At 73.2% G+C, this 26,999-nt stretch carries 23 protein-coding genes; 10 read left to right on the plus strand and 13 right to left on the minus strand.

All coding sequences use genetic code 11. From position 1 onward, the window contains the following. Positions 1–39: 39 nt before the first annotated feature. On the plus strand, positions 40–210 hold the full coding sequence (locus tag ACIPEQ_RS06945) for a DUF3117 domain-containing protein (protein WP_017887054.1): 171 nt from the start codon (positions 40–42) through the stop codon (positions 208–210). A 115-nt stretch (positions 211–325) separates the two neighbouring features. Here ACIPEQ_RS06945 and ACIPEQ_RS06950 read toward each other — a convergent pair whose 3' ends face one another. Continuing rightward, positions 326–958, minus strand: a complete 633-nt coding sequence (locus tag ACIPEQ_RS06950; RefSeq protein WP_402714618.1) for an O-methyltransferase — start codon at positions 956–958, stop codon at positions 326–328. A 64-nt stretch (positions 959–1,022) separates the two neighbouring features. On the opposite strand from ACIPEQ_RS06950, the gene ACIPEQ_RS06955 reads away from it, so the two are divergent. Then, a complete protein-coding gene (locus ACIPEQ_RS06955) occupies positions 1,023–1,403 on the plus strand; it encodes a Sec-independent protein translocase TatB (RefSeq protein WP_402714619.1) in 381 nt (126 codons plus the stop codon). 224 nt (positions 1,404–1,627) lie between these two features. Here ACIPEQ_RS06955 and ACIPEQ_RS06960 read toward each other — a convergent pair whose 3' ends face one another. From ACIPEQ_RS06960 to ACIPEQ_RS06975, 4 genes are read right to left on the minus strand one after another with little or no spacing between them, the layout of a single operon-like run. Further along, positions 1,628–2,479, minus strand: coding sequence for a class I SAM-dependent methyltransferase (locus ACIPEQ_RS06960; RefSeq protein WP_402714620.1), 852 nt, complete (start codon positions 2,477–2,479; stop codon positions 1,628–1,630). A 41-nt stretch (positions 2,480–2,520) separates the two neighbouring features. Further along, the gene (locus ACIPEQ_RS06965; RefSeq protein ID WP_402714621.1) at positions 2,521–3,687 is read right to left on the minus strand and encodes a P-loop NTPase; all 1,167 of its coding nucleotides are present in this window, start codon (positions 3,685–3,687) and stop codon (positions 2,521–2,523) included. After that, positions 3,680–4,246 (minus strand): DUF1003 domain-containing protein, encoded by a 567-nt coding sequence (locus ACIPEQ_RS06970; protein ID WP_174234724.1) that lies wholly within the window; start codon positions 4,244–4,246, stop codon positions 3,680–3,682. Before ACIPEQ_RS06970 ends, ACIPEQ_RS06965 begins: the two co-directional genes overlap by 8 nt. Next, a complete protein-coding gene (locus tag ACIPEQ_RS06975; RefSeq protein ID WP_402714622.1) occupies positions 4,230–5,549 on the minus strand; it encodes a magnesium transporter MgtE N-terminal domain-containing protein in 1,320 nt (439 codons plus the stop codon). The genes ACIPEQ_RS06970 and ACIPEQ_RS06975 overlap by 17 nt, the downstream gene beginning before the upstream one ends. Positions 5,550–5,761: 212 nt before the next feature. Between ACIPEQ_RS06975 and ACIPEQ_RS06980 the strand changes: the two genes are divergently transcribed. Further along, positions 5,762–6,817 carry a general stress protein gene (locus ACIPEQ_RS06980; protein WP_402714623.1) on the plus strand — a complete coding sequence of 352 codons (1,056 nt, stop codon included), beginning with the start codon at positions 5,762–5,764 and terminating at the stop codon, positions 6,815–6,817. A gap of 72 nt (positions 6,818–6,889) precedes the next feature. On the opposite strand, the gene ACIPEQ_RS06985 is transcribed toward ACIPEQ_RS06980, so the two are convergent. Continuing rightward, a complete protein-coding gene (locus tag ACIPEQ_RS06985) occupies positions 6,890–7,417 on the minus strand; it encodes a GNAT family N-acetyltransferase (protein ID WP_402714624.1) in 528 nt (175 codons plus the stop codon). Between the two features lie 9 nt (positions 7,418–7,426). Beyond that, positions 7,427–8,911: an aminopeptidase P family protein gene (locus ACIPEQ_RS06990; protein ID WP_402714625.1), complete on the minus strand. Its 1,485-nt coding sequence runs from the start codon at positions 8,909–8,911 to the stop codon at positions 7,427–7,429. A 61-nt stretch (positions 8,912–8,972) separates the two neighbouring features. On the opposite strand from ACIPEQ_RS06990, the gene ACIPEQ_RS06995 reads away from it, so the two are divergent. Further along, positions 8,973–9,854, plus strand: a complete 882-nt coding sequence (locus tag ACIPEQ_RS06995) for a PHP domain-containing protein (protein WP_126891528.1) — start codon at positions 8,973–8,975, stop codon at positions 9,852–9,854. A 172-nt stretch (positions 9,855–10,026) separates the two neighbouring features. Here ACIPEQ_RS06995 and ACIPEQ_RS07000 read toward each other — a convergent pair whose 3' ends face one another. Further along, the gene (locus tag ACIPEQ_RS07000; protein ID WP_402714626.1) at positions 10,027–11,544 is read right to left on the minus strand and encodes a DEAD/DEAH box helicase; all 1,518 of its coding nucleotides are present in this window, start codon (positions 11,542–11,544) and stop codon (positions 10,027–10,029) included. A gap of 104 nt (positions 11,545–11,648) precedes the next feature. Between ACIPEQ_RS07000 and ACIPEQ_RS07005 the strand changes: the two genes are divergently transcribed. After that, entirely contained in the window at positions 11,649–12,365 is a 717-nt protein-coding gene (locus tag ACIPEQ_RS07005) for a ferritin-like fold-containing protein (protein WP_402714627.1), read from the plus strand. A gap of 67 nt (positions 12,366–12,432) precedes the next feature. Here ACIPEQ_RS07005 and ACIPEQ_RS07010 read toward each other — a convergent pair whose 3' ends face one another. Next, positions 12,433–12,720, minus strand: a complete 288-nt coding sequence (locus ACIPEQ_RS07010; protein ID WP_402714628.1) for a hypothetical protein — start codon at positions 12,718–12,720, stop codon at positions 12,433–12,435. A gap of 1 nt (position 12,721) precedes the next feature. Beyond that, positions 12,722–12,946 (minus strand): DUF3107 domain-containing protein, encoded by a 225-nt coding sequence (locus ACIPEQ_RS07015; protein ID WP_066657860.1) that lies wholly within the window; start codon positions 12,944–12,946, stop codon positions 12,722–12,724. 161 nt (positions 12,947–13,107) lie between these two features. Here ACIPEQ_RS07015 and ACIPEQ_RS07020 point away from each other — a divergent pair, with 161 nt between their 5' ends. Next, positions 13,108–16,263 carry a PD-(D/E)XK nuclease family protein gene (locus tag ACIPEQ_RS07020; protein WP_402714629.1) on the plus strand — a complete coding sequence of 1,052 codons (3,156 nt, stop codon included), beginning with the start codon at positions 13,108–13,110 and terminating at the stop codon, positions 16,261–16,263. Then, positions 16,260–19,547, plus strand: coding sequence for an ATP-dependent DNA helicase (locus tag ACIPEQ_RS07025; protein WP_402714630.1), 3,288 nt, complete (start codon positions 16,260–16,262; stop codon positions 19,545–19,547). The genes ACIPEQ_RS07020 and ACIPEQ_RS07025 overlap by 4 nt, the downstream gene beginning before the upstream one ends. A 106-nt stretch (positions 19,548–19,653) precedes the next feature. On the opposite strand, the gene ACIPEQ_RS07030 is transcribed toward ACIPEQ_RS07025, so the two are convergent. Next, on the minus strand, positions 19,654–20,652 hold the full coding sequence (locus tag ACIPEQ_RS07030; protein WP_402714631.1) for a phosphotransferase: 999 nt from the start codon (positions 20,650–20,652) through the stop codon (positions 19,654–19,656). A gap of 119 nt (positions 20,653–20,771) precedes the next feature. On the opposite strand from ACIPEQ_RS07030, the gene nudC reads away from it, so the two are divergent. Together nudC and ACIPEQ_RS07040 are read left to right on the plus strand one after the other, a co-directional pair. Beyond that, the gene (gene nudC / locus ACIPEQ_RS07035; protein WP_402714632.1) at positions 20,772–21,707 is read left to right on the plus strand and encodes an NAD(+) diphosphatase; all 936 of its coding nucleotides are present in this window, start codon (positions 20,772–20,774) and stop codon (positions 21,705–21,707) included. Beyond that, positions 21,704–23,458 carry an ATP-dependent helicase gene (locus ACIPEQ_RS07040; protein WP_402714633.1) on the plus strand — a complete coding sequence of 585 codons (1,755 nt, stop codon included), beginning with the start codon at positions 21,704–21,706 and terminating at the stop codon, positions 23,456–23,458. Before nudC ends, ACIPEQ_RS07040 begins: the two co-directional genes overlap by 4 nt. On the opposite strand, the gene ACIPEQ_RS07045 is transcribed toward ACIPEQ_RS07040, so the two are convergent. Both ACIPEQ_RS07045 and ACIPEQ_RS07050 read right to left on the minus strand, forming a co-directional pair. After that, complete coding sequence (locus ACIPEQ_RS07045) at positions 23,349–24,206, minus strand: TOMM precursor leader peptide-binding protein (RefSeq protein WP_402714634.1); 858 nt, start codon at positions 24,204–24,206, stop codon at positions 23,349–23,351. The genes ACIPEQ_RS07040 and ACIPEQ_RS07045 overlap by 110 nt on opposite strands. Positions 24,207–24,266: 60 nt before the next feature. Next, entirely contained in the window at positions 24,267–25,691 is a 1,425-nt protein-coding gene (locus ACIPEQ_RS07050; protein WP_402714635.1) for a zinc-dependent metalloprotease, read from the minus strand. A gap of 126 nt (positions 25,692–25,817) precedes the next feature. On the opposite strand from ACIPEQ_RS07050, the gene ACIPEQ_RS07055 reads away from it, so the two are divergent. Next, positions 25,818–26,927, plus strand: coding sequence for a PDZ domain-containing protein (locus ACIPEQ_RS07055; protein ID WP_402714636.1), 1,110 nt, complete (start codon positions 25,818–25,820; stop codon positions 26,925–26,927). Positions 26,928–26,999 lie beyond the last annotated feature (72 nt).

Raw genomic sequence — 26,999 nt, forward strand, 5'->3', positions numbered from 1 at the left:
ATAATGGGCGAGCATCTTCTGCACGAAAGGGGACATCTGATGGCAGCGATGAAGCCGAGGACCGGTGACGGGCCGATGGAGGCTGTCAAGGAGGGTCGACTCATCATCGTGCGGGTTCCGCTCGAAGGTGGAGGCCGCCTGGTGGTCTCGGTCAACGACGCCGAGGCCAAGGAACTCCACGACGCACTGGCAGAGGTCGTCTCCGCCTAGTCCGTCGACGCACCACGACAGGAGGCCCGGAGCGCGTACGCTCCGGGCCTCCTGTGCGTGCCGCAGCCGGTCGGAGCGGCCGTACGGGTCAGGTCGGACCGACCGGAGGGTCAGGTCAGGCGGAGACCTTCGTCATCTGGAGCAGCCCGTCCCCGGCGGGGGAGAGCGCGCTCCGGACCGCACCCGACGTCGACACCTCGGTGAGCAGCAGTCGGAAGTCCGTGGTCGCGCGGTCCCGGCGCACCGGGTCCGCGACCCGACCCCGCCAGAGCGCGTGCGGGACGAGCACCGTGCCCCCGACGCGCGCGAGCCGGAGTCCGTGCTCCACGTACTCGATGACGTGCTCCGGGTCGGCGTCGACGAGCACGACGTCGTACGACGCCTCGTTCATCCGCGGCAGGACCTGGTTCGCCCGACCCGGGATCAGCCGGACGCGCGACGGAGCGGTGCCGGCGGCGACGTAGGCGTCGCGGGCGTACTGCTGGTGGTCGACCTCGACGTCGATCGTCGTGAGGGTGGCGTCCGGCGCACCGCGCAGCAGGTACAGCCCCGACACCCCGAGTCCGGTGCCGATCTCGATCATGCTCGTCGCGCGCGAGGCCGCCGCGACGACGGCGGTCTGCGCGCCGATCGCGGGGGAGATCGCTTCGACCCCGAGTTCCAGGGAGTGCTCTCGCGCTCGGGCGATCACCTCGGGTTCCGAGACGATGTCCTCGGCGAACTTCCAGTTCGACTCTTTCTCTGACACGCACACTCCGTTCGGAGGTCAACTCTACGGGTGCGGCGCAGTGGGACGGGTTACGCTCGTTGCCGTGTCCATCGACTTCAACAAGATCCTGATCATCGGGATCATCGCGGTGCTGCTGCTCGGACCGCAGCGCCTGCCGATGTACGCGCAGAAGCTCGCCGAGTTCGTCAAGGCGGTCCGCCGCTTCGCCGACACCGCGAAGGACCGCATGCGCGAGGAGATGGGCCCCGAGTTCGACGACGTCGACTGGCAGAAGCTCGACCCCCGGCAGTACGACCCCCGTCGCATCATCCGCGACGCCCTGCTCGACTCCGGGGGCGCGACCGCCGGCAGCATGGCGGCGGTGGAGACCGCGCAGGTGACCGCGTCGAAGGTACGGGCGACGGCACCGGTGGTGCCGCTCGCCGAGGGCGAGCCTGCCCCCTACGACACCGAGGCGACCTGACGCGACCTCCGCCACGACACGACGGACGGGAGGCCCGGTGCCAGCTGGCACCGGGCCTCCCGTCCGTCGTCCAGGTGCGCCCATCGTGAGCGTCCGAGCCCATCGCACCCGACCTGAGATGACGATCCGCGCGTCGGATGCCGAAAGGAACGGTCACCCTTGCGCGGAGCAGTCACCTTCGCGCGGAACGGCCACCCTTGCGCGGAACGGCCTCCCGTCCGTCGTCAGTCCCGTGTCGCGACGATCGTGAACGTCGTGGGCATCCGGTCGCGGTCGGCGGCGGGCCAGACCCACGAGCCGTGCCCGTCCTCCTCCATGCGGGGGCTGAAGCGCCACGGCAGCGTGCGCCCCTCGTCGAGTCGGCGCAGGCGCAGGCCGGCGCCGAGCAGGGCGTTGACGACCTCGGACAGCGGGTGCGGCCACTCGTAGGTGCGGGTGTTGGCGACGGTGCCCTCGCCGACGTAGGTGCCAGCGTCCTCCCACTGCTGCGCCGTGCCGTCGGGGAAGTACCGGTGCCGCGTCACGAGCTCCGCGGCGTCCTCGTCCAGGGCGTACAGCGCCGGGTGGCCGTCGCGGATGAAGAACACCCCGCCCGGTCGGAGGAGACCCGCGACCTGTGCAGCCCAGCGGTCGAGGTCGTCCAGCCAGCAGATCGTGCCGATGCTCGTGTAGACGACGTCGAAGTCCCCGGTGACGGCGGCGCGGGCGTCGAGGACGTCGGTCTCCACCCAGGAGACGTCGAGGCCGAGCCGGTCGGCCAGGGCCGCTGCGGACGCGAGCGCCGGCGCGGAGAAGTCGACCCCGGTGAGCCGGGCACCCTCACGGGCGAGGGAGACCGTGTCGGTGCCGATGTGGCACTGCAGATGGCAGACGTCGAGCCCCGCGAGCGTCCCGCCGGGCAGCCACGGCGTCAGTGCGGGCAGGTCGTCGCGGACGACGTCCGAGCGGTGCGCCGGGTCGTCGAGCGCGGCGACGTCGTACGCGCCCTCGTGGATGGGGACCCGGTCGTCCCAGTTCGCGCGGTTCGTGTCGCGGGCGGCGTCCCAGTCGACGGTGACGTGGTCGGTGCTGTCCATGCAGTCACGCTAGCGGGAGCGTCGACCCGCGAGGTGATCGGTCAGGACAGGCTGAGCCCGAGCTTCCGTCCGGCCAGACCCCGCCCCATCGTGGTGATCGACTCGGCCACGGCCCGCAGGGCGACCGCAGCGAGGTCCTCCGGTGCGCCGAGCACGACGGGCACCCCGGTGTCCCCGCCCTCGCGGAGCGGCACCGAGAGCGGCACGCGTCCGAGCACCGGCACGGGGACGTCCTGCCCGCGGGAGAGCCGTGCAGCGGTCTCGTCGCCGCCGCCCTCGCCGAACAGGTGCAGGACGCTGCCGTCGGGCTGCACGAGCCCCGCCATGTTCTCCACGACGCCGATGACCCGCTGGCCGGTCTGTCTCGCCACGACCCCGCTGCGCTCGGCGACGTCGGCCGCCGCGGCCTGGGGTGTCGTGACGACGAGCACCTCGGCGTGGGGGAGCAGCTGCCCGACCGAGATGGCCACGTCGCCGGTGCCGGGCGGCAGGTCGAGCAGGAGCACGTCGAGGTCGCCGAACCACACGTCGGTCAGGAACTGCGCGACCGTGCGGTGCAGCATCGGACCACGCCAGGACACCGCCGTGGACACGTCGTCGACGAACATGCCGATCGAGACGACCTTCACCTCGTGGGCGACCGGCGGCAGGATCATGCTGTCGACGCGGGTCGGGCGGGGTGCCACACCGTGTTCGTCGGTCAGTCCCATCAGACCGGGGACGCTGAAGCCGTGTACGTCCACGTCGACGATCCCGACCCGCTGCCCGGCCGCTGCCAGGGCGACCGCCAGATTCACCGTGACCGTCGACTTGCCGACCCCGCCCTTGCCGCTCGTCACGGCGATGACCCGGGTGAGCGAGTCCGGGGTGAACTGCACGCCGCGCGGTCGACCGGCGCGGAGTCGCTCGGTGAGCGCGGTGCGGGTCGCCGGGCTCATCACGGAGACGTCGACGTCGACGTGCTGCACGCCGTCCACGGAACCGGCGGCCGACCGCACGTCGCGCTCGATGGTGTCGGCGGCCGGGCACCCGACGATGGTGAGCTGCAGGTCGACGCGCACCGAGCCTCCCGGCTGCACGTCCACCCCGCGGATCATGTCGAGCTCCGTGACGGGGCGACGGATCTCGGGGTCGATCACGCGACCGAGCGCAGCGAGGACCGCGGCGCCGAGCTGTTCGTCGGTCGCCGCGGGGGAGTCGTCAGCCACGCGCGCTCGTCGCTCCCTCGCTGTCGTCGACGGCGTCGGCGCGCAGTGCGGCCTCTTCCTGGTCGCGGCGGTCCAGCTCCTCGAGCAGTGAGCGGATCTCGGCGCGGATGAAGTCCTTCGACGCCATGTCCCGCATCGCCAGGCGCAGGGCGACGACCTCGCGCGCCAGGTACTCGGTGTCGGCGAGGTTCCGCTCGGCACGCTGGCGGTCCTGCTCGAACTGCACGCGGTCGCGGTCGTCCTGCCGGTTCTGCGCGAGCAGGATGAGCGGGGCTGCGTACGAGGCCTGCAGCGAGAGCACCAGGGTGAGCGCGGTGAAGCCGATCGCAGCCGAGTCGAACTGCCACGGCTTCGGTGCGAGGGTGTTGTAGCCCATCCACAGGGCACAGAAGAGCGTCAGGCCGACCAGGAACCAGGGCGTGCCCATCGCACGTGCGATGCCCTCGGTCGCGCGACCGAAGGTGTCGCCGCGACCACGGCGTCGGGTCGGGAGCACGCGCGTGCGCATGCCCTTGGGGGAGTCGAGTCGCTCCTGTCGGGCGTCATCCGTTCGGGCCACGGGTGGTCCTCCTTCCCGTCGTCACGGGCGTCTTGCGCTGGCGTTGGCGGAGTCGCGAGGGGGCATCCCCCTCGCCCCGACTTCGCCAGTCGTCCGGCAGGACGTGGTCGAGGACATCGTCGATCGTCACCACCCCGACCAGACGGTGGGCGTCGTCGACCACGGGGACGGACACGAGGTTGTAGGTCGCCATCACGCGGGTGACCTCCGCAGCACTGGCGTCCACGCGGACCGGTTCGGTCTGCTGGTCGATGAGCGTGCCGAGGCGTTCGTTCGGCGGGTAGCGGAGCATGCGCTGGAAGTGCACGAGCCCGAGGAACCGACCGGTCGGCGGCTCGTAGGGCGGCAGTACCACGCAGACGCTCGCGCCGAGCGCCGGAGCGAGCTCGTGCCGGCGGATGAGGGCCAGTCCCTCGGCCACGGTCGCGTCCGCCGAGACGATGACGGGCTCCGTCGTCATGAGACCACCGGCGGTGTCCGGCTCGTACTCCAGGAGCATGCGGACGTCCTGCGCCTCCTCCGGCTCCATGAGCTGCAGCAGGGCCTCGCTCCGGTCGTCGGGGAACTGCGCGAGCACGTCGGCGGCGTCGTCGGGCTGCATCTGGTCGAGCACGTCGGCGGCGCGGGCGTCCTCGAGGCGGGTGAGGATCTCGATGCGCTCCTGGTCGGGCATCTCCTCGAGCACGTCGGCGAGGCGGTCGTCGGGGAGCTCCTCGGCGACCTCGAACCGGCGTTCCTCGGGCAGGTCGAGCAGCGTCGAGGCCAGGTCGGCCGGCAGCAGGTCGGAGTACGCGGCGATGACGTGCTCGGCGGACTGGGCCTCGCCGGGGAGCTCGTCCTCGGTGACCTCGTTCCAGGTGGCGAACGTCGTCGGGCCCTTGCCGAACGGCGACGGGGTCGTCTTCGGCTTCCGGAGGAAGAGCTGCGACACCTCCCAGTCGCCCTGCCCGCGGTCCTCGATCGCGACGTCCTCGACCGTGGCGCGCGTGCGCTCCTTCTTGATGAGGACCTTGCGACCGAGCATCTCCGCGATGACGCGGACCTCGCCACCGCGCTGCTCGAAGCGGCGCATGTTGACGATGCCGGTGGTGATGACCTGACCGGCACCGATCGACGTGACGCGGCCGATGCTCAGGAAGATGCGGCGCTTGCCCGGCACCTCGACGATGAGCCCGACGACGTGCGGGGCGTCGACGCGGCGGTACACGACCAGGACGTCCCGGACGCGACCGACGCGGTCGCCCGCGGGGTCGAAGACGGAGCACCCGGCGAGGCGGGCGACGAAGACCTTCGTGGCGCTCACTCGTCCAGCGTAGTCGCTGCCGCTCGGGCCGGGCACGAGCGGACCCCGTGGACGCTGAGACGACACACGGGGTCGACCCGCAGCTGTCGTCGCTGTCGCTGTCGCTGTCGCTGTTGTCGTCGTCGACGTCGCTGTCGCTGCTGTCGACATCGCCCCGGAGGTTCCCGGGAGGCGCACGTGCGATCGCAAGGTGCCCGGTGGATGATGGCTGGGTGAGCAACCAGAGCCCGTTCGCCGGACGCACCGCCCAGGCCTTCCCGACGCTGCCGCGCGGGGACGTCCTCGGCACCTACGACAGCTACCCCGACGCCCAGCGCGTCGTCGCGAAGCTCGCCGAGGCGGACTTCCCCGTCGCGAAGATCGCGATCGTCGGCAACGACCTCAAGACCGTCGAGCGGGTCACCGGCAAGATGACGTACGGCCGTGCGGCGATCGCGGGCGCGCTCTCCGGCCTGTGGCTCGGCATCTTCTTCGGCATCGTGCTGACGCTGTTCTCGCCGACCGCCGGCGGCCTGATCATCGCGGCCGCGATCATCGGTGCCGCGTTCGGCATGCTCTACGGCATCGTGTCCTTCGCGATCACGAAGCGGCAGCGCGACTTCACGAGCGTGCACCAGGTGCTCGCCACGAACTACCAGATCGTCGTCGACCCGCAGCTCACGGGCCAGGCGCAGCGGATCCTCGGGCAGCACGGTGCGACGCCGTCCACTCACTGGAACGACGCACCGCAGCCGGGAGCGCCCGGTTCGCAGGCCCGCCCCTTCCAGGGGCAGGAGCCGTGGCGTCCGGGCCCGCAGCAGGGATCGCCCTACGGCGGCCACGCGACACCGCACCAGCAGCCCCGGCCGGGAGGCCCGCAGCAGTCGGGCCCGTCGGCCGGCGGTCCGCAGGCGGGCGCGTCCCACCCCGGGGACGGTCCGCGGTACGGGACGAACGACGGTCCGCGCTACGGGACGAACGACGGTCCGCGCTACGGCGCGGACGACGGTCAGCGGAACGACGGCCCGCGGAACGGTTCGCACGACGCTCCGCGGCCCAGCACGAACGACGGCCCGCGCTACGGCACGAACGACGGCCCGCGCTACGGCGAGACCCCGCAGACGGCGCAGCAGCCCGCGCCGCCGGCGGACCCCCGCGTCCCGCAGTCACGGCCGGACCAGCCCCCGCAGTACGGGGAGCGCGTCGGCGGCACCGACCAGCGTCCCGACGGTGCCGACCAGCGCCCCGGCTCGGCGCCCGAGGACCGTCGCGACGGCGAGCGCGGCTGACGAACCCCCGATCACACAGGAAGCCCGCGTCGACGATCGTCGACGCGGGCTTCCTGTGTAAGGGTGGATCGTTCAGAGCACCTTCGAGTAGCAGATCGATCGCGCCGCGCCGACGTACGGCCCGAACTGGGCGATCCGACGGAAGCCCTCGCGCTCGTAGAACCCGATGGCCCGCTTCTGCTCGTCGCCGGTCTCGAGCACGAGCGCCGGGGAACCCAGGTCGATCGCGGCCTCCTCGAGGCGACGGAGGATCGCGCTCGACACCCCGGCCCCGCGGGACTCCGGTCGCACGTACATCCGCTTCACCTCGGCGATGCCGTCCTGCACCAGGCGCAGGCCGCCGCAGCCGAGGGGCGTGCCGTCCTCGTCACGGGCGAGGAAGAACACGGCGATCGAGTCCGCCGTAGGCTTCTCGCCCGGTTCGGTGTCCCCGCCGTAGGCCCGGTCGATCTCCAGTCGCTGCGCGGCACGGAGCCGCTGCGCGTCGGGGGAGTCGAAGTGCTCGACGTCGATCACGAGTCCGCGCGGCACGTCGGCGCCCGTCCGGCTGTCCGGCTGGGTTGTGGTCGTGCTGGGGGAGGCCTCGGGCGTCGTCGTCACGTCCTCAGGCTAGCGGCCGGTGCGGGCGATCCACCCCTCCACTTCCGAGGGGGTCCGCGGGATGCCGACGGACAGGTTCTCGGCGCCGTCCTCGGTGACCAGGACGTCGTCCTCGATGCGGACGCCGATGCCGCGGAACTCCTCGGGCACGGTCAGGTCGTCCTGCTGGAAGTACAGGCCGGGCTCGATCGTGAACACCATGCCGGGCTGCACGATGCCGTCGATGTACATCTCGCGACGGGCCTTGGCGCAGTCGTGCACGTCGAGCCCGAGGTGGTGGCTCGTCCCGTGCACCATGTAGCGGCGGTGGAACTGGTTGTCCGGCTGGAGCGACTCCTCGGCGGTGCCCGGCAGGAAGCCCCACTCGGCGGTCTTCTTCGCGATGACCTCCATCGCGGTGGCGTGCACCTCGCGGAAGGTGATGCCCGGCTTCACGATCGCGAATGCGGCGTCGGCTGCCTCGAGCACGGCCTCGTAGACCATGCGCTGCACGTCGGTGAAGGTGCCCGACACGGGGAGCGTCCGGGTGATGTCGGCGGTGTAGAACGAGTCGACCTCGACCCCGGCGTCGATCAGGATGAGGTCGCCCGGCTGCACGGCGCCGTCGTTGCGGGTCCAGTGCAGGATGCAGGCGTGGTGCCCGGACGCGGCGATGGTGTCGTAGCCGACCGTGTTGCCGTCCGCTCGTGCACGGCGGTTGAAGGTGCCCTCGACGATGCGCTCGCCACGGGGGTGTGCCAGGACGGCGTCGAAGTCGGCGATGACGTCGTCGAAACCGGACTTCGTGGCCTCGACGGCCTTCCGGAGCTCGTTGACCTCGTAGGCGTCCTTCACGAGCCGGAGCTCGGACAGGTCGCGGGAGAGCACGTCCTCGGTCGCGGGGGTCTCGTCCACCGCGTCCGCTCCACCGACCGTGGTGCCGAGGCGGGTGTCGATCGCGCGCGTGAGCTCGGTGTCGGCGTCGCGGACGAGCAGGACCGACGCGTCGAGGCCGTCCGCGACCTCGGCGAAGGCGCCGAGGTCGGCCGTCGCGAGCCCGAGGTCGGCCGCGACCTCGTCGAGCGAGGGGCGGGGGCCGACCCAGAACTCGCCGATCTCGGGGTTCGCGTAGAACTCCTCGGAGTCGCGGCCGGCCGTGGCACGGAAGTACAGCGTGGCGTCGTGCCCGGACCCGTTCGGCGTCATCACGAGCACGGAGCCGACAACCGTGTCGGTGCCCCAGCCGGTCAGGTGCGCGAAGGTCGAGTGCGGGCGGAAGGGGTAGTCGCAGTCGTTCGAGCGCACCTTCGCCTGCCCGGCGGGCACCACGATCGTGCGCCCGGGGTGCAGCTCCGAGATGCGGGCGCGGCGCTCGGCCGCGAAGGCCGACTGCTCGCGGGGCTCGGGGACCGGCCGCGCACGGTCCGCCCACTGCGACGCGATGTGGTCCTTGAAGGTCGAGGACCCGGGGGTGGTGGAACGGTTGCTCGTCGCGCGGGGAGTGGTGTCGGCCATGTCACCCATCATCGCACCGAGCTGACCCTCCGGCCTGAGCGGCTGTTCACCTGTCGGTAGCATGGTGGACGTGCCCGATCCGTTCATCGACCTGCACGCCCACTCGAGCGTGTCCGACGGCACCGAGCGGCCGGCAGACCTCGTCGCCGCAGCCGCCGCTGCCGGCCTCGACGGCGTCGCCCTGACGGACCACGACACCACGGCGGGGTGGGACGAAGCGATCGCCGCCGTCCGCGACCGCCCGATGTCGCTCCTCCCCGGACTCGAACTGAGCACGCGCGTCGGCCACCGCAGCGTGCACGTGCTCGGCTACCTGGTCGACCCGACCGACGACGCCCTGGTCGCGGAGACCAGCCGGATCCGCGACGGCCGGTACTCGCGGGCACGGCGCATGGTCGAGCGCATCGGCCGCGACCACCCGATCACGTGGGAGGACGTCCTCGCCCAGGCGCGCGACGGCGCCACGATCGGCCGTCCGCACATCGCCGACGCCCTGGTCGCCCGCGGGCTCGAGCCGGACCGCAGCGCAGCCTTCCGCGGGATCCTGCACCCCGCGTCCGGCTACTACGAGCCGCACGAGGCACCGACGCCCCTCCGCGGGGTCGAACTCATCCGCGGTGCCGGCGGCGTCCCCGTGATCGCGCACCCGGCTGCGTCCTCGCGCGGGATCGTGATCGACGAGCCGATGCTCCGCGAGCTGGTCGACGCCGGCCTCGGCGGCCTCGAGGTCGACCACCGCGAGAACCTCGCCCACGGCAAGCGCACGCTGCTCGACTGGGCGGGCCGCTACGACCTGTTCGTCACCGGCTCGAGCGACTACCACGGCACCGGCAAGCCGAACCGCTTCGGCGAGCACCGCACTGCGCGGCGCTCCTTCGACACCATCGTCGACCAGGCCACCGGCAGCGCCCCGGTCCACGGCGCGGGTTCCCGCCTGGCCTGAGGCCCGTCCCGCTCGGTCCGACCTGGCCGAGCCTCAGTCCGAGCGACGTTCCTCGCGTTCCGGGGCGCGAGCAACGTCGCTGGGCCCGAGACTCGGGCGCGGCATGCCGGCGCGTGCGCGCGGACGCCGGAGGGCCCGTCGCGTCAGCGACGGGCCCTCTGGTCTGGAGGCGCTACTCGCCGTCCGACGACCCCTGCGGAGCCGAGGCGGTCGCCTCGGCGGAGCCGCTGCCGCCGCTGCGACGGCGACGACGACGGCGGCGCTTGGCGGCGCCGTCGGTCGAGGTGCCCTCGGTTGCGGGCTGCGCGTCGGTCGACGGCTCCGTGTCGGTGCCGGTTGTCTGCTCGGCGGGGGCCGACGCGTCGGACTGCTGCGAGCCTCCAGGACGGGTCCGGGTGCGGGACCGCGAACGCGAGCCGCTGCGCTCGCCGCCCTGCCGGTCACCGCTGCGCGCGCCGCGCTCGGTGCGCTGCGGGGCGGAGCCGGCCTCGGCCGCGTGCGCGGACGCTCCGGGCAGGCGGCCCTTCGTCCCCGCGGGGATGTCGAGGTCGGCGAACAGGTGCGGCGACGACGAGTAGGTCTCGACTGGCTCGGGGATGCCGAACTCGAGGGCCTTGTCGATGAGCGTCCACTTGTGCAGGTCGTCCCAGTCGACGAACGTGACCGCGATGCCCGTCTTGCCGGCGCGACCGGTGCGGCCGGCGCGGTGCAGGTACGTGTCGGGGTCGTCCGGGATCGTGTGGTTGATAACGTGCGTGACGTCGTCCACGTCGATGCCGCGGGCGGCGACGTCGGTCGCGATGAGCACGTCGCGCTTGCCCGCCTTGAACGCCGCCATCGCGCGCTCGCGCTGCTCCTGGTTGAGGTCGCCGTGGACGGCTGCGGCGTTGAAGCCGCGGTCCTTCAGCTCCTCGACCAGCTTCGCCGCCGCGCGCTTCGTGCGGGTGAAGATGACGGTCTTGCCGCGACCCTCGGCCTGGAGGATGCGGGCGATGACCTCGTCCTTGTCGAGCGAGTGCGCACGGTAGATGACGTGCTTGATGTTCGCCTGCGTCAGGCCCTCGTCGGGGTCCGTCGCGCGGATGTGCACCGGACGGGTCATGAAGCGCCGTGCCAGCGCGACGATCGGCGCGGGCATCGTCGCCGAGAACAGCATCGTGTGCCGCACCGCGGGGACCGCCTGGAAGATGCGCTCGATGTCCGACAGGAAGCCGAGGTCGAGCATGCGGTCGGCCTCGTCGAGCACCACCTCCTGCACCTTCGACAGGTCGAGGAGGCGCTGGCGCTGCAGGTCGATGAGGCGACCGGGGGTCCCGACGACGATCTGCGCGCCGGCCTTGAGCTGCTCGATCTGGCCCTCGTACGCCTTGCCGCCGTAGATGGAGACGATCGTGGTCGAGCGGTTCGACGTGGCGACCTCGAGGTCCTCGGTCACCTGCACGGCGAGTTCACGCGTGGGGACGACGACGAGCGCCTTGACGCCGTGTTCGGGGTCTGCGCCGAGGCGCTGGATCAGCGGGAGGCCGAAGCCGAAGGTCTTGCCGGTACCGGTCTTGGCCTGGCCGATGATGTCCTGGCCGGTGAGGGCGAGCGGGATCGTCTGCTGCTGGATCGGGAAGGGCTCGCTGATGCCCTTCGTCGCGAGCGCGTCGACGATGTCCTGCTCGATGGAGAGGTCTGCGAAAGTCAATGGATCACCTTGGTCCTGGTGGGAGTCCCGGCCAGTCTACCGACGGCCGGCGACGGCAGCGCCCGCCGGGCGGGAGCGGCGCCCGTTCCCCGTATGCTCGGGGCATGGTGTCGTGGTGGAACCGGAAGCGCGCTGCGCAGCTCGCCGCCGCGTGGTTGGCGTCGCGCAACCCGCGGAACGCCTCGCCCGTGGAGCGCCTGCAGCTGGACGACGTGAGCCCCGAGCTCGACGTGTACCTGGGGCAGGCCGCCTACCTGCAGCTCTCGCTCTACGAGACGATGGGGCGTGCCGGGGTCGCGGCACCGACGATGTCCGGACGTCTCGTGACGGGTGTGCTCGCGACGACCGCGCTCGAGCGGCACCGGACGATCGTCGCCGAGATCGAACGGGGCGGGTGGGCGCCGGCGGAGCTCATGGAGCCGCACCGCGAGGCGATCGACCGCTTCCTGCTGCGCACCAGTGGCGCCGACTGGTACGAGTCGATGCTCACCGGGTACGTGACGGCGGGCATCCTCAACGACCTGTTCGGCAGCCTGCTCCGTTCGCTGCCGCTCGACGTCCGACAGCGACTGCGCACGGTCTTCGACGCGCGCGAGGAGCCCGCGGTCGTGCAGGAGCTGTCCGTGCACATCGAGCAGGACCCGCGCGTCGGGTCACGGCTGGCCATGTGGGGCCGCCGACTCGTCGGGGACACCTTGCTCGTGGCACGGTCCGCGCTGGCGGTCCACGCGCGCGAGGACCAGGAGAAGCTCGAGCCGGTGTGGACGGAGCTCATCGCGGCACACACACGGCGGATGGACGCGCTCGGGCTGACCGCCTGAGGGGCGGCGGTCCGGTCGGGCCGGCCCCCGGGGTGCGGTCAGGCTCGTCCGTGCAGGACCGGTGCGGTCAGGCGCGGGCCCGCTCGAAGAAGTCCTCGTCCGCAGCGGTGCGGCGACGACCCAGGACCCATTCGGTGACGACGGCGACGACGCCGGCGCCGACCAGGGCGAGCACCCAGATCCAGCCGCCGTCGTACGGCCACCCGGCCCAGGTCAGGGCCTCCCACACGACGGCGGCGACGACGCCGCCGACCGCCGGGCCGAGCAGTGCACCGCGCGTCGAGCGCCACGGCACGACGACGTGCGCGACGGCCCCGGCGATGAGGCCGCCGAGCACGGCGAAGAGCAGCTCCACGTCAGGCGACGAAGCCGATGCGGCGCGACTCCTCTGCGCCGACCTCGACGTAGGCGAGCGAGGCGACCGGCACGATGAACCGGCGGCCCTTCTCGTCCTTGAGGGAGAGGTGGGTCGACTGCGACTCGAGGGCTGCTGCCACGGCCTGCTCGATCTCCTCGGCGCTCTGGGCGGTCTCGAAGGCGATCTCGCGCGGGCTGTTGATGATGCCGATCTTGATGTCCACGAGCACAGCGTATCCGAGCGGCCCCCGCCGACACCGGGCGTTCGCCCGGGGCGCACCGCAGCGGTGGCGGCGGTGTGTTCCGTGCACCGCGCCGGGGCACACGCGGCTCCGGTCGCGGTGGGTCGGCCGCTGCTGTCGGCCGTGGTCGGTACCGTGTCCGCGTGCCCAGGACCACGCTGACGACCCTCCCCGAGGACGTCGGGGTCGCCCGTGCGCTCGTCGCCGACCCCGCGCAGGACGCCGTCCTGACGCTGCCCGACGCCCGGCACGCCGCCGTGATCGGCGCACCGGGCACCGGCAAGACCACCACGCTCACGCGGCTCGTCGCCGAGCGGCTCGCCCGTCCGGACGGGATCTCGCCCGACGGCCACGCGACGGTGCTCGCGCTGACCTCCGCCCGGACGGCGGCGACCGCGCTCCGCGACCGTCTGGCGGCCGCTGTCGACCGGGTCGTCCCGGGGGCGCTCGCCCGGACCGTCAACTCCCTCGCCTTCCAGGTCGTCGCACACGCAGCTGCGCTGCAGGGGCAGGAAGCGCCGACGCTGCTGACCGGTGGTGAGCAGGACCGCATCATCGCCGACCTGCTCGACGGGCACGAGATCGACAGCGGCGGTCCCGCGTGGCCGGCCCCGATCACCGCCGTCGTCCGGGAGCGTGCAGGGTTCCGCACCGCGCTCCGCGACGTGATGATGCGGGCCGTGGCCGCCGGTGTGGAGCCCGACGACATGCGCGAGCTCGCCGACGAGCGCGGACGCCCCGAGTGGCGCGCGGTCGGCGACTTCGTGGACGAGTACCGCGCGTCGGTGACGGCCTTCCGCGGCAGCAGCCTCGACTCGGCGGAGCTGGTGGCCTTCGCGACGGCCGCGGTCCTGCGACAGGAGGTCCCGGCGAGCGTCGCGGCGCTCCGGCTGGTCGTCGTGGACGACACCCAGGAACTCGTCGAGGGCGAGATCGCCCTGCTCGGCGCACTCGCGCGTTCCGGCGTGCAGGTCGTGGCGTTCGGTGACCCGGACATCGCGGCCTCGGCGTTCCGTGGTGCCGAGCCTGACGTGCTCGGACGCCTGGCCGTCCGGCTCGGGGTCGACCGCGTCGACGAGGTCGTGCTCGGCACGGTGCACCGGCACGCAGCACCGGTCCGGGCGCTCGTCGGAGCGGTGACCGCACGGATCGGCGCCGCCGCGGCCGGACGGCAGCGGACCGCCGTGGCGTCGACGACCGACGCCCGCAGCGACGCCGTGCTGCACCTCGAGGCGGGCAGCCGGTCGGCGCTCGTCGTCGCGGTCGCCCGACGGCTCCGCGAGCACCGGCTGCTGGACGGCGTGCCGTGGCACCGGATGGCCGTCGTCACCCGCAGCGGAGCGGCGATCCCCGAGCTCGTCCGGGCGCTGTCCGTCGCCGAGGTCCCCGCGACGGCGGGCGCCGCTCCCGTCCGTCCGCGGGACGACAGCGCCGCCCGGGCGCTGCTCGACGCCGCCGCGGTCGCGCTCGGGGTGGTCCCGCTCGACGCCGACCTCGCCACGTCCTTCGCGACCGGACCCCTCGGAGGGCTCGACACCCTGGCGATGCGACGGCTCCGGCTCGCCCTGCGCCGCGAGGAGCTCGCGGGCGGCGGCACCCGCGCCGCCGACGAGCTGCTCGTGGACGCCCTCGGCGCACCCGAACGGCTCGCGACCGTCGACGCCGGGTTCGCCCGTCGCGCGACCCGGCTCGCGCGCAGCCTCGTCCAGGCACGGGCGGACGCCACCGCCGACGCGAGCATCGAGGAGATCCTCTGGGGCCTGTGGGAACGCAGCGGTCTGGCGACGACGTGGGGCGGACAGTCGGCGGCAGGCGGGGTCGGCGCTGCCGAAGCCGACCGGCACCTCGACGCCGTCGTCGGGCTCTTCACCGCGGCGAAGCGCTTCGTCGAGCGCACGCCGGACGCGCCCGCGCGGGTGTTCGTCGACGACCTGCTCGGCGCCGACCTGCCCGAGGACTCCATCGGCCCCGACCGGACAGCGGGCCGCGTGCGGGTGCTCACCCCGTCGGCCACCATCGGGCTCGAGTGCGACGTGGTCGTCGTGCTCGGGCTGCAGGACGGCGTCTGGCCGAACACCCGGGTGCGCGGGAGCCTGCTCGACCCGGACGGGCTGGTCCGTGCTGCTGCCGGCATCGACGACCGGTCCGTCGACGACCGGGCGGCGGTGATCGCGGACGAGCTCCGGTTGTTCGCCCGCGCCGTCTCCCGAGCCACGACCCAGGTCGTCATCGGCACGGTCGCCAACGACGACGAGGCACCGTCGCCCTTCGTCCGGCTCGTCCCGGTGCCGCCGGGTTGGCAACCGACCGTGCACCCGCTGTCGCTCCGGGGCATGGCCGGGTCACTGCGCCGCCGTGTGGTGACCTCGGGCGACCACGAGGCGGCCTCGGCCCTCGCGCGGCTCGCCGAGGCCGGGGTCGCCGGTGCGTCGCCGGACGAGTGGTACGGGACCGCCGAGCCGACGACCGAGGACCCGCTGGTCGACCTGGACGCCCCGCCGACGCCCGAGCACGAGGACGGCGAGCCGGTCGCCCCGACGGTGGCGGTGTCGCCCTCGCGCATCGGCACCTTCGAGGAGTGCCCGGTGCACTGGTTCGTGCAGACCTTCGGTGGCAGCGCGCCGAGCCCGGCGATGGGCATCGGGACGATCGTGCACGAGGCGATGGAGCAGGCTACCGCGGTCGACGTCGAGTCGCTGTGGGACCACGTCGAGGGGCGGTGGGACGAACTGACCTTCGAGTCGCCGTGGGTCGCGGACCGCGAACGGGCGCGGACCCGCCGCATGATCGAGGGGCTCAGCGACTACCTGCGGACGTTCGCGAGCGCCGGACGACGGCTGCTCGGCGCGGAGACCTCGTTCGCGCTCGTCACCGGGCCGGCGCGCATGCGCGGCAGCATCGACCGGATCGAGGTCGACCCGGACGGCCGGGTCAGCGTCGTCGACCTGAAGACCGGGCGGTCGATGCCGAGCGAGAAGAACGACATGCCCGAGCACCCGCAGCTCGGCGCGTACCAGCTCGCGGTCGAGGACGGCGCGGTCGAGGGTGTCCCGGCCGGTGCCCCGATGGCCGACGCCCGACTCGTCTTCGTGCAGAACCCCCGTTCCGGACGGGCCTTCTCGGAACGCACGCAGCACGCGTTCGACGACGAGGCCCGCGAGGCCTACCGTGCGCGACTGCACGGGGTCGCGAGGGGGATGGCCGGACGGACGTTCCTGGCGAACGTCGACGACCACTGCGACCGTGCCCGCACCGGCGTCGAGTGCCGCATCCACGTGGTGGGAGAGGTGACCTGGTGACGACCGAGACCGACACCCAGACCGAGACCAGGGCGCACACCGACCCCGAGGCCCGCGTCGTCGCGGACGTGTCCACCGCTGCCCACGACGCCGACGCGATCGCCGACGCCCTCGGCCGTCCTCGTCCGACCGACCAGCAGCGCGCGGTCATCGAGTCGCCGCTCGCACCCGCCCTCGTCGTCGCCGGGGCCGGCAGCGGCAAGACCGAGACGATGGCCTCGCGTGTGGTGTGGTTGCTCGCGAACGGGTTCGTGCGCCCGGCCGAGGTGCTCGGCCTGACGTTCACCCGCAAGGCCGCCGGCGAGCTCTCCGTGCGCATCAACGACCGGATCCGTGCGCTCGAGGACGTCGGGCTCCTCACTGCCGGTGACGCCTTCGAGGCACCGACCGTGTCGACCTACAACGCCTTCGCCAACGCCGTGTTCCGCGAGAACGCCCTGCTGGTCGGTCGCGACGGCGAGTCGCAGGTGCTGACCGAGCCGTCCGCGTGGCAGCTCGCCCGGCGCGTGGTCGTCGGCGCGCGGGACGACCGGCTCGCCGGCCTCGACCGCGACGTCGACACCGTGACCGCCGCCGTCGTGTCGCTGGCCGGAGCGGTGTCCGAGCACCTCGTCGACCCGACCGACCTGCGGCGGTTCGCGATCGACTTCGGCGCCCTGCTCGAGCTGCCGGGCAACACCAGGGGCAACCCCTACAAGGCGGTGACCGACGCGGTGTCGGCGATCGGGGCGCTGGAGCCGCTGGTCGACCTGGTCGAGGAGTTCCGTCGACAGAAGGTCGACCGCGGCTTCGTCGAGTTCTCCGACCAGATCGCCCTCGCGCTCGCCGCCGCCGAGTCGGCCCCGCGCGTGGTCGAGGACCTGCGGAGCCGGTTCCGCGTGGTGCTCCTCGACGAGTACCAGGACACCTCGGTCGTGCAGACGCGGTTCCTCGCCCGGCTCTTCCGGGGGCACCCGGTGATGGCGGTGGGTGACCCGCACCAGTCGATCTACGGCTTCCGCGGTGCGAGTGCGGCGAACCTGGCGCGCTTCCCGCGCGACTTCGGCGACCGGTCGGGAGGCCCGGGTCCGGCCGAGGCACCGGTCACCTTCGCGCTGTCCACCAGCTGGCGCAACCCCGTCGACGTGCTCGCCGGCGCGAACGCGGTCGTCGACCCGCTCTCGGCTGCGTCCGAGGTGGCGGTGGAACGACTCGCGCCGCGGCCGGGCGCTGACCGCGGCACCGTGACCGCCGTCTTCCCGGAGACCCTGCCGGAGGAGGCGGACGCCGTCGCCCGCTGGTTCGCGGAGCGCCGGAGCGCATCGCCGGAGGGCTCGATGGCCCTGCTGCTGCGCTCGCGGAAGGACCTGGCGGCCTTCACCGCCGCGCTCGGCGCCCACCGGGTGCCGTTCCACGTGCTGGGCACCGGCGGCCTCCTGCAACGCCCCGAGATCGTCGACCTGGTGGCGTGTCTCCGGGTGCTGCACGACCCGGCGGCGGGCAACGACCTCATCCGACTGCTCGCCGGTGCACGGTGGCGCGTCGGTGCCGCGGACATCGCTGCACTGCACGAGCTCGCCCGCTGGCTGTTCCGTCGCGACCACACCCAGCAGCGCCTCGACGACGAGCTGACGGCGGCCTTCCGAGCATCGGTCGCAGCCGGGGAGCACGGGTCGATCGTCGACGCCCTCGACTTCGTCGCGAGTGCCCCGGACGACCACGGTGCCCTCGCGGGGATCAGTCCCGCCGGCCGGCAGCGGATGCGCGACCTCGGGCAGCAGCTCGCAGCGCTCCGGTCCCGCGCCGCCGGGGACCTCGTCGACTTCGTCACGCTGGTGGTGCAGGAGATGCGGCTCGACGTCGAGGTCGCCGCGCACGAACAGGGCAGTGCTGCGTTCCTCGACGCGTTCGTCGACGAGCTCGCCGGCTTCGTGACGACCGACGACCGCGCCGACCTCGGGGCGTTCCTCGGCTGGATCGACGCAGCCGCCCGCCGCGACGACATGGGCCCGCGGTCCGAGGAGCCCGAGGCCGGCACCGTGCAGATCCTGACGATCCACGGGTCGAAGGGGCTGGAGTGGGACGCGGTCGCCGTGCCGCGGCTCGTCGAGGGCGCGCTGCCCGCCCGGCCGCAGGAGGGCTCCTCCGGATGGCTCGGCTTCGGCCGGCTGCCGTACGAGTTCCGCGGGGACGCCGAGGAGCTCCCTCGGCTCGACTGGCGGGGCCACGAGGACCAGAAGGGCGTCGTCGACGCGATCGAGGCCTACAAGGAGCAGGTGAAGGCCCGCAACGAGGACGAGGAGCGTCGGCTGACCTACGTGGCGCTGACGCGGGCTCGGCACGACCTGCTCGTGTCCGGGTCGTCGTGGGCCGGCGGGGTCAAGCCGACCGCCCCGAGCCGGTACCTCCACGACCTGGTCGAGGCCGGGGTCGTCGCCGCGGAGGCCGTCCCCGAGGGCACCGCGCACGAGGAGAACCCGCTCGGCGGGGACGGCGCGACCCAGACGTGGCCGCACGTGCCGTTCGGGCAGCGGGGCGCCCGGGTGCTCGCCGCCGCCGACCGGGTGCGGAACGCGAACCCGGGCGCCGCCGGACGCTTCGCGGCGGACATCGACCTGCTGCTCGCCGAGCGGCAGGCTGCGCGGTCGGCACGGCACCGTGTCGCGATCCCGCACCGAGTACCGGCGTCCGGCTTCAAGGACTACGTCGGGAAGCCGGACGCGGTCGCCGAGCGCCTGCGTCGGCCGATGCCGGAACGGCCGTACCGCGCGACCAGGCTCGGCACGCTCTTCCACCAGTGGGTCGAGCAGCGTGCGCGCAGTGGTGGCTCGCTCGAGACCCTCGACCTGTGGGACGACGAACGCGACCTCGACGCCGACGAGGCCGTCGACGCCTCGACGGACGCTGCGGTCACCGACGACGACGCGCGTCGACTGTCGGCGTTCCAGGCGACGTTCGCCCGGTCACGCTGGGCGGACCTGACCCCGGTCGAGGTCGAACGCGAGATCCACATCCCCTTCCTCGGGCACAGCGTCGTCTGCAAGCTCGATGCCGTGTACGAGATCGACGGGCGTGCCGAGGTGGTCGACTGGAAGACCGGCAAGGCGCCCACCGGAGCGGACGACCTGGCTGCACGGCAGCTGCAGCTCGCGCTGTACCGCGTGGCGTACGCCGAGTTCACCGGGCGACCGGTCGACGAGGTCGACGCGGTCTTCTACTTCGTCGCGGACGACCTCGAGGTCCGGCCCACGGCACTGCTGGACCGCCCGGGCCTCGAGCGCGCCTGGCAGGACGCGCTCGGCTGACGCGACGACGTCGGCACGGACACCGAGTCGGACGGGAGGCGCGGGGCGGGGTCGCGCCGAGCCTCCCGTCCGGCGTGTGGTCGCCTCGGACCGGAGACCGGTCAGGTCAGCCGTGTCGACGCTCGGTCGACGACAGGAACTGCTCGACCTCGCCGATCTCCATCGTCTCGGGGGAGACCGACTGCAGCGGCGCCGCGCTCGGCGTCTGCACCGCGTCGACGAGACGGTGCATCATCGCGACCGCGTCGTCGACCACCTCGGTGCTCTTCGCCTGGACGCCGTGCAGCAGCCACTGCGCGGTCTCGAGCTCGTGGTACACCCGGGCACGCTGGGCGAGCTGACGGTCGCGGCCGCCGCCGTTCGCCTCGTACGCGCTGAGGACGGTGTCGAAGGCCTCACGACGACCGGCCAGCACCCAGGCGAGGTCCTTCGCGGGGTCGCCGAGCCGGAGCTCACCCCAGTCGAGGACACCGGTGACCGCGTCGCCGTCCACCAGGACGACCCCGGTGCCGAGCGCACCGTGCACGACGGTGGGCGTGAACTGCCAGAGCTGCTGGTCGCGCGCGGCGCCCTCCCACCGCTCGACCAGGGCGGCGGGCACCAGCTTCGTGGCGACCGCGCGGTCCATCACGGAGACGGCCGAGCGCAGGACCTCGAACGGGGTGAGCGACGGCAGGCCCGCGTCGGTCACGAAGCTCGTCGGGAGCTGGTGCACGGCGGCGACCGCGCGGCCGACGGCGGTCGCGAGCTCGGGACGTTCGCTGAGGTCGCGCAGCGTCGGGTGGGTGCCGGGGACGTAGGTCGTCACGATGGCCCGTGTCGAGCCGATCGGCGCCTGACCGCGGTACTCGGCGACGGCGAACGGCAGTCGCGAACGGATGCCGGCGCTGAGGGCGCGGATCGCGACGAGGTCGGCGGACTGCCGGGCCTCGGCCCGCTGGTTGCGCGGTCGACGGATCGCGCTGAGCGTGCCGTCCGCACCGCGCAGGACCGCCGACTCGTAGTCTCCGGAGGCGGCCGAGCCGAGGGTCTGCGTGCCGGTCAGGACCAGACCGGGAACGGCCGTGGTCGCCAACGCGGCTAGAGTGAACTGGGATCCCGCCATGCCCCTCAGGGTAGGTCCGCGTCCGGTGCCGGAGCGCACGCCACGCTGGCCTGTGCAAGCCCGGGCACCGTCCACAGGGTCCTGCCGAGAAGCCCGTCCCGAACGAGGAGCACCCCGCCGTGACCGTCGAGTTCGCCGCCAGACTCCCGCTCTCCCGCAACGAACTCGACCGCGACGCGGAGTTCCGGACGACCCCGGACCTCGACCGCGTCCTGCGCGCCGACCCGGAGACGCGGTGGTTGCCCGTCCGCGGTGCCGACCTGCTCCGTGACGCCGCCGGGGCGCTCCGGTTCGTCGGCGCCGACGCGGTCCCCGAGGACGCGGTGACGCTCTACCTCGGCCGAGCGGTCAGCGACGCTCCGGACGCTCCTGCGGGCACCCGCTTCGTCGCAGCCCTGCTCGACGCGTCCGCCGCCGCGGCGATCGAGCCGGACGACGAGGCCTGGGCGAGCCTCCGCATGTTCGGCACCGAGCTCTCCGCCCGCGACCAGGGCCTCGCCGTCGAGGCCGTCGCGATGGCGAACTGGCACGCCGTGCACGGGTTCTCGCCGCGCACCGGCTCCCGGTCCGAGGTCGTCAGCGGTGGGTGGGTCCGCCGCGATCCCGAGGGCCACGAGCTCTTCCCGCGCACCGACGCAGCGATCATCGTCGGGGTCACCGACGCCGACGACCGCATCCTGCTCGGGTCGAACGCCGCGTGGGACGCCGACCGCTACTCGCTGCTCGCCGGCTTCGTCGAGCCGGGCGAGTCGCTGGAGGACGCCGTCCGCCGCGAGGTCTGGGAGGAGTCCGGCGTCCGCGTCGAGGAGCCCGAGTACCTCGGCTCGCAGCCCTGGCCGTTCCCCGCCTCGCTGATGCTCGGCTTCCGCGCCCGGGCCGTGGACGGCGACCCCTCGACCGCGCGCCCCGACGGCGTGGAGATCCTCGACGTCCGGTGGTTCTCGCGCGACGAGGTCCGCGAGCGTGCCGGCGACACCCTGCTGCTGCCCGGCCGCACGTCGATCGCCCGCGCGATCATCGAGGAGTGGTACGGCGGGCCGCTGGACGTGCCGTGACCGACCCGCACGCGACGACCGGTGCCCCACCGGTGCGCCCACCGTCGCCGGACGAACTGCTCGCGGCGCTCGACGCCGAGCAGCAGACCGTCGCCCGGACGCTGCTCGGGCCCGTCGCCGTGCTCGCCGGTGCGGGGACCGGCAAGACCCGGGCCATCACCCACCGCATCGCCTACGGGGTGGCGACCGGCACGTACTCGCCGAACCACGTCCTCGCGCTGACCTTCACCACGCGTGCGGCCGGGGAGCTCCGGTCACGGCTGCGTGCGCTCGGCGCCGGGACGGTCCAGGCACGCACCTTCCACGCCGCGGCCATGGCGCAGCTCAGCTACTTCTGGCCGGACACCGTCGGCGGACACGCTCCGCGGATCGTCGAGTCGAAGGGACGGGTGATCGCCCACGCGGCGGACACCGTCGGGATCCACGTCGACACCCCGGTGCTCCGGGACCTCGCCGCCGAGGTCGAGTGGCGCAAGGTGCAGATGCTCACCTACGACGAGTACGAGGCCGCGGCGGCCGACCGGGTGATGCCGCGCGACACCCCGGCCCGGCGCGTGGTCGACCTCATGAAGGCGTACGAGCAGCTCAAGGACGACCGCCGGCAGCTCGACTTCGAGGACGTGCTGCTCGCGACGCTCGGCATGGTCGAGTCGGAGCCACGGGTGGCCTCGTACGTCCGGCAGCAGTACCGGTTCTTCGTCGTGGACGAGTACCAGGACGTCTCGCCCGTGCAGCACGACCTGCTCCGGGCGTGGCTCGGCGGCCGTGACGACGTGTGCGTGGTCGGCGACGCCAGCCAGACGATCTACTCGTTCGCGGGCGCGTCGAGCCGGTACCTGCTCGGCTTCGGGTCGGAGTTCCCGCGCGGGTCCGTCCTGCGGCTCGAACGGAACTACCGGTCGACGCCGGAGGTCGTGCACGCGGCGAACACCCTGATGCGCGGCCGACCCGGCGCCCTCGACCTCGTGGCGCAGTCCGCCGAACGAGGCCCGGAACCCGAGGTGCTGCCCTGCGTGCACGACGGCGACGAAGCACAGACCGTCGCTCGTCGCATCGGCGAGCTCGCGGCGGCGGGAGCGGCGTTCGGCGACTGCGCCGTGCTGTACCGCGTCGGGGCGCAGTCCGCCGCGCTCGAGTCCGCCCTCGGCCGTGCCGGCATCCCGTACCGGGTGCAGGGCGGCACGCGGTTCTTCGACCGGCCCGAGGTGAAGCTCGCGGTGCACCACATGCGCGGCGAGGCCGTGCGGCAGACCGACGACGAGCTGACCCGCCGGGTCGGACTCGTGCTGCAGCTGAGCGGCTGGACACCGACGCCGCCGGACGGCACCGGCGCGGTCCGCGACCAGTGGGAGGCACTGCAGGCGATCATGGGCCTGGCCGAGGCTGCGCCCGCCGGCACGACCATGCAGGAGTTCACGAAGGACCTGGTCGACCGTGCGGCGACCCACCACGAGCCGGAGCTCGACGCCGTCACCCTCGCCACGCTGCACTCGTCGAAGGGCCTCGAGTGGCCGCACGTCGTGGTCGTCGGCGCTGCCGAGGGGCTGCTGCCCATCTCGCACGCCACGACCGACGTCGAGGTCGACGAGGAACGCCGGCTGTTCTACGTCGGGCTGACCCGTGCGCGCCGCTCGATCACGGTCACGTGGTCACGGCAGGGCTCCACGCGTGGGGGCGCCCGGGCGCCGAGTCGGTTCCTGGCAGCGCTCGACAGGCACACCGAGGGTGCGGTGCCACCGGCAGCAGGCTGACCGTCAGGTCGTCCCGGTCGAACACGACCTGGTCGGTCCCCGGTTGCTGGGTCCTCAGGGGCAGGCGCTGCACGAGCATCCGCACGGTCGCCGACGCGACCGCGGCGAGCCTCCAGGGCGACAGCGGGGCCGCCGGTCGGCCCCACACCTGCGCGGCCAGCGTCGGCCACGCCGGGTCCTCGTCCACACGGGCGTACTCGACGCACTGCAGGCAGGGTCCGTCGCCCGGGACGACCACCGGCCCGAGCCGGACCCGCCCGTCGCCGACCACGAGCGGCAGGTGGGGGGTCCCACGGCGCGCCCACGCCGACCGCAGCGCCGGGTCGACGACGTGGTCGGCGACGACCACCGCGAGCACCGGCGGCGGATCCGGCAGCACGACCGGGCCACCACGGGGTGCGACCGTCCGGGCGACGGTCACGCCCTCGCCCGAGAGCATGTCGGCGACGGTGTCCGCGAGGACCCCGGCCCCGTGGACCTCGACCCGGGCGAGCGGCTCGGGCAGGACGTCGAGGACGGCGGGGGAGGCATCCCCGAGCACGCGGGCCGCCACCTCGGGCCGGCACCCGGTCGTGGCGGCGAGGGCGGTCAGGGCGTCGCGGCTGGTCTCGCGTCGGAGCGCGCAGAGGAAGCGCTCCTCGGCGACGGTCGGTACGGGGACGACGGCGCGCGGTGGGTCGACGCCGAGCTGGACGGTGCCCGGGTCACGCCAGACGAACTCGAGCGCGGGGTCGATGCGGATGCCCATGCCCCCACGCTGGCGGAACGGCCGGCCCCGCGGGGGCCGGCCGTCACGATCTGTGGAGAACTAGCGGGGTCCGGAACCGGGGGAGTCGTCGCCCGCAGCCCCGCCGTCCGGGGTGCCGTCGCCCTCGTCCTCGATGCCACCGCTCTCGTCCTCGCGCGGGCGGTCCCCCGAGGCGTCGTTGAGGAGGTCCTCGAGTGCCTTGTCGAACGCGTCGTCCTCGGCCGAGCGGCCGGGGTTCCGGAGCCGCAGCACGAAGGCGTCCGGGTCGTCCACGTCCTCCGACGTCGGCACGGCGTCGAAGTGCGACCAGAGGGCGTCGCGCTGCTCGGCGCCGAGCTCCTCGGTGACCCGCTGCCAGAGCGCGGCGGCCTCGCGCAGTCGACGGGGACGCAGCTCGAGACCGACGAGCGTGGCGAAGGCGGACTCCGCCGGACCCCCTGCGGCACGGCGACGGCGCACCATCTCGGCGATCGCGTCGGACTTCGGCAGTCGCGTGGTCGCCGCTGCGGTGACGGTGTCGACCCAGCCCTCGACGAGCGCGAGCATCGTCTCGAGCCGACCGAGCGCTGCCTCCTGTTCGGGCGTCCGCGGCGGGATGAGCGCACCGGACGCGAGTGCGTCGCGGAGCTGCTCCTGGTCGGTCGGGTCGATCTCCGACGCGAGTTCCTCGACCCGGTCGAACGGGATGTGGATCCCGCGGGCGTAGTCGGTGATCGACGAGATGATGTGCAGCCGGAGCCAACGGGCCGACCGGAAGAGCCGGGCGTGCGCGAGCTCGCGGACGGCCAGGTAGATCCGGACCTCGTCCTCGGGGACGTCGAGGCCCTCGGCGAACTCGGCGACGTTCTGCGGCACCAGCGCCGCGACCTGCTCGTCGAGGAGCGGCACACCGACGTCACCGCCGGAGACGACCTCCTTCGACAGCTGTCCGACGACCTGGCCGAGCTGGATGGCGAACAGGGCACCGCCGACGCCGCGCATCGCCTTCGAGACGTCGCCGAGCATCGCCTTGAGCTGCTCCGGCGCGCGCTGCTCGATCGCCTCGGTGAGGGCGTTCGAGATGCTCAGCGCCACCGGTTCGGCGATCTGTGCCCACACCGGCGTCGTCGCCTTCGCCCACTGCTCGCGCGTGTACAGGCTCGGCGTGGCCGTGAGCTCGGGCACGGTCGTGGCCTCGTCGAGCCAGAGCGCAGCGACCTGGAAGGCCTGGTCCGACGCCTGGGCGGTCGCCGGGTCCACCGGGTGCCCGCCGTCCCGCGCGATCGCGGTCGCCCGCTCGGACGCCACCGAGAAGTCGATGCCGTCCCCGCCCGACTGCGCCGCGCGCTGCAGCTGGCTCATCAGGTTCGCCACGAAGGCGGGGTCGTTCGGCAGTCCGGCCGCGCCCGCGAGCTGCGACGGGTCGATCTGCCCCTCTCCGGAGAGCAGCTTGCGCAGCATCTCCTGGAAGTCGTCGTCCGGCCCCGGCTGCGGTTGATCAGGCATGCGCACTACGCTAATCCCCGCTCGTGGAGCCGCACCTGGGACGGCCCCGCGGGAGTGCCCATCCGGCTGCGCCGAGGGCGAACACCCGGGCCGCGTCCGCCGGCCCACACCTCGCAAAGGACGTCCGTGACCCTCTTCGCTCCCGCGCCCCGCCGCCGGTCCCGCGCTCGCACCGTCGGGTGGGCGTTCGTCATCGGTGCCGTGGTGCTCGGACTCCTCGCGAGCTTCCTGCCGAGCCCGTACCTGATCGAGGTGCCCGGCCCGGTCTACAACACGATCGGCACCCAGCGGCAGGGCCAGGGCAAGGCCGCGAAGGACGTCGAACTGATCCAGATCGACGGCGCGCAGACCTACCCCACGGCGGGCGCGCTCGACATGCTCACCGTGGGCATCCAGGGCGACGCCACGACCCGTCCGTCGTGGACGAGCGTGATCCGCGCGCTGTTCTCGCGCTCCGAGGCGGTCATCCCCGCCAGCGCCGTCTACCCGGAGGGCACCACCACCGAGCAGGTGAACCAGCAGGACGAGGCCGACATGCGCTCGTCGCAGCAGTCCGCCGTCGCCGCGGCGCTCCTCCACCAGGGCTACGACCTGCCGACCGAGCTCCGGGTCGGGACGGTGCAGGACGGCTCCGCCGCCGACGGGACGATCCGCGAGGGCGACGTCATCACGGCCTTCGACGGGAAGCAGCTGACCGAGAACGTCGACGCCGGCTCGCTGCGCGAGGCGGTCGCGGAGCACGGCACCTCGTCGCCGGCGACGGTCACGCTGCTGCGCGACGGCCAGCGCGAGCAGGTCGAGGTCACCCCGCGCGAGGAGCAGGGCACCCCGCTCCTCGGCGTCGGGGTCACCGAGCGGTACGACTTCCCCTTCGAGGTGAAGATCGCCCTGCAGGACGTCGGCGGTCCGTCCGCCGGCATGATGTTCGCGCTCGGGATCATCGACGAGCTGACGCCGGGGGAGCTCAACGGCGGCGAGCACGTCGCCGGCACCGGCACGATCACCGCCGACGGTGAGGTCGGTCCGATCGGTGGCATCCGGCAGAAGCTCTACGGCGCGAAGGACGCCGGCGCGACCGTGTTCCTGGCGCCGGCCGGCAACTGCGACGAGGTCGTCGGTCACGTCCCGGACGGTCTCGACGTCTACAAGGTCGCCACGCTCGACCAGGCCGTCACCGACCTGCAGACGATCGCATCGGGGAAGAGCACCGCCGGACTCGCGCGCTGCGGTTCCTGACCCGGCCACGCGCGTGCCGCGTCGTGCGGGCACGACGCGATCCGTGCCTCCCGACCGGCCTGGAGGCCCTGC

The sequence above is a fragment of the Curtobacterium sp. NPDC087080 genome (assembly GCF_044745105.1).
Lineage (GTDB): Bacteria > Actinomycetota > Actinomycetes > Actinomycetales > Microbacteriaceae > Curtobacterium.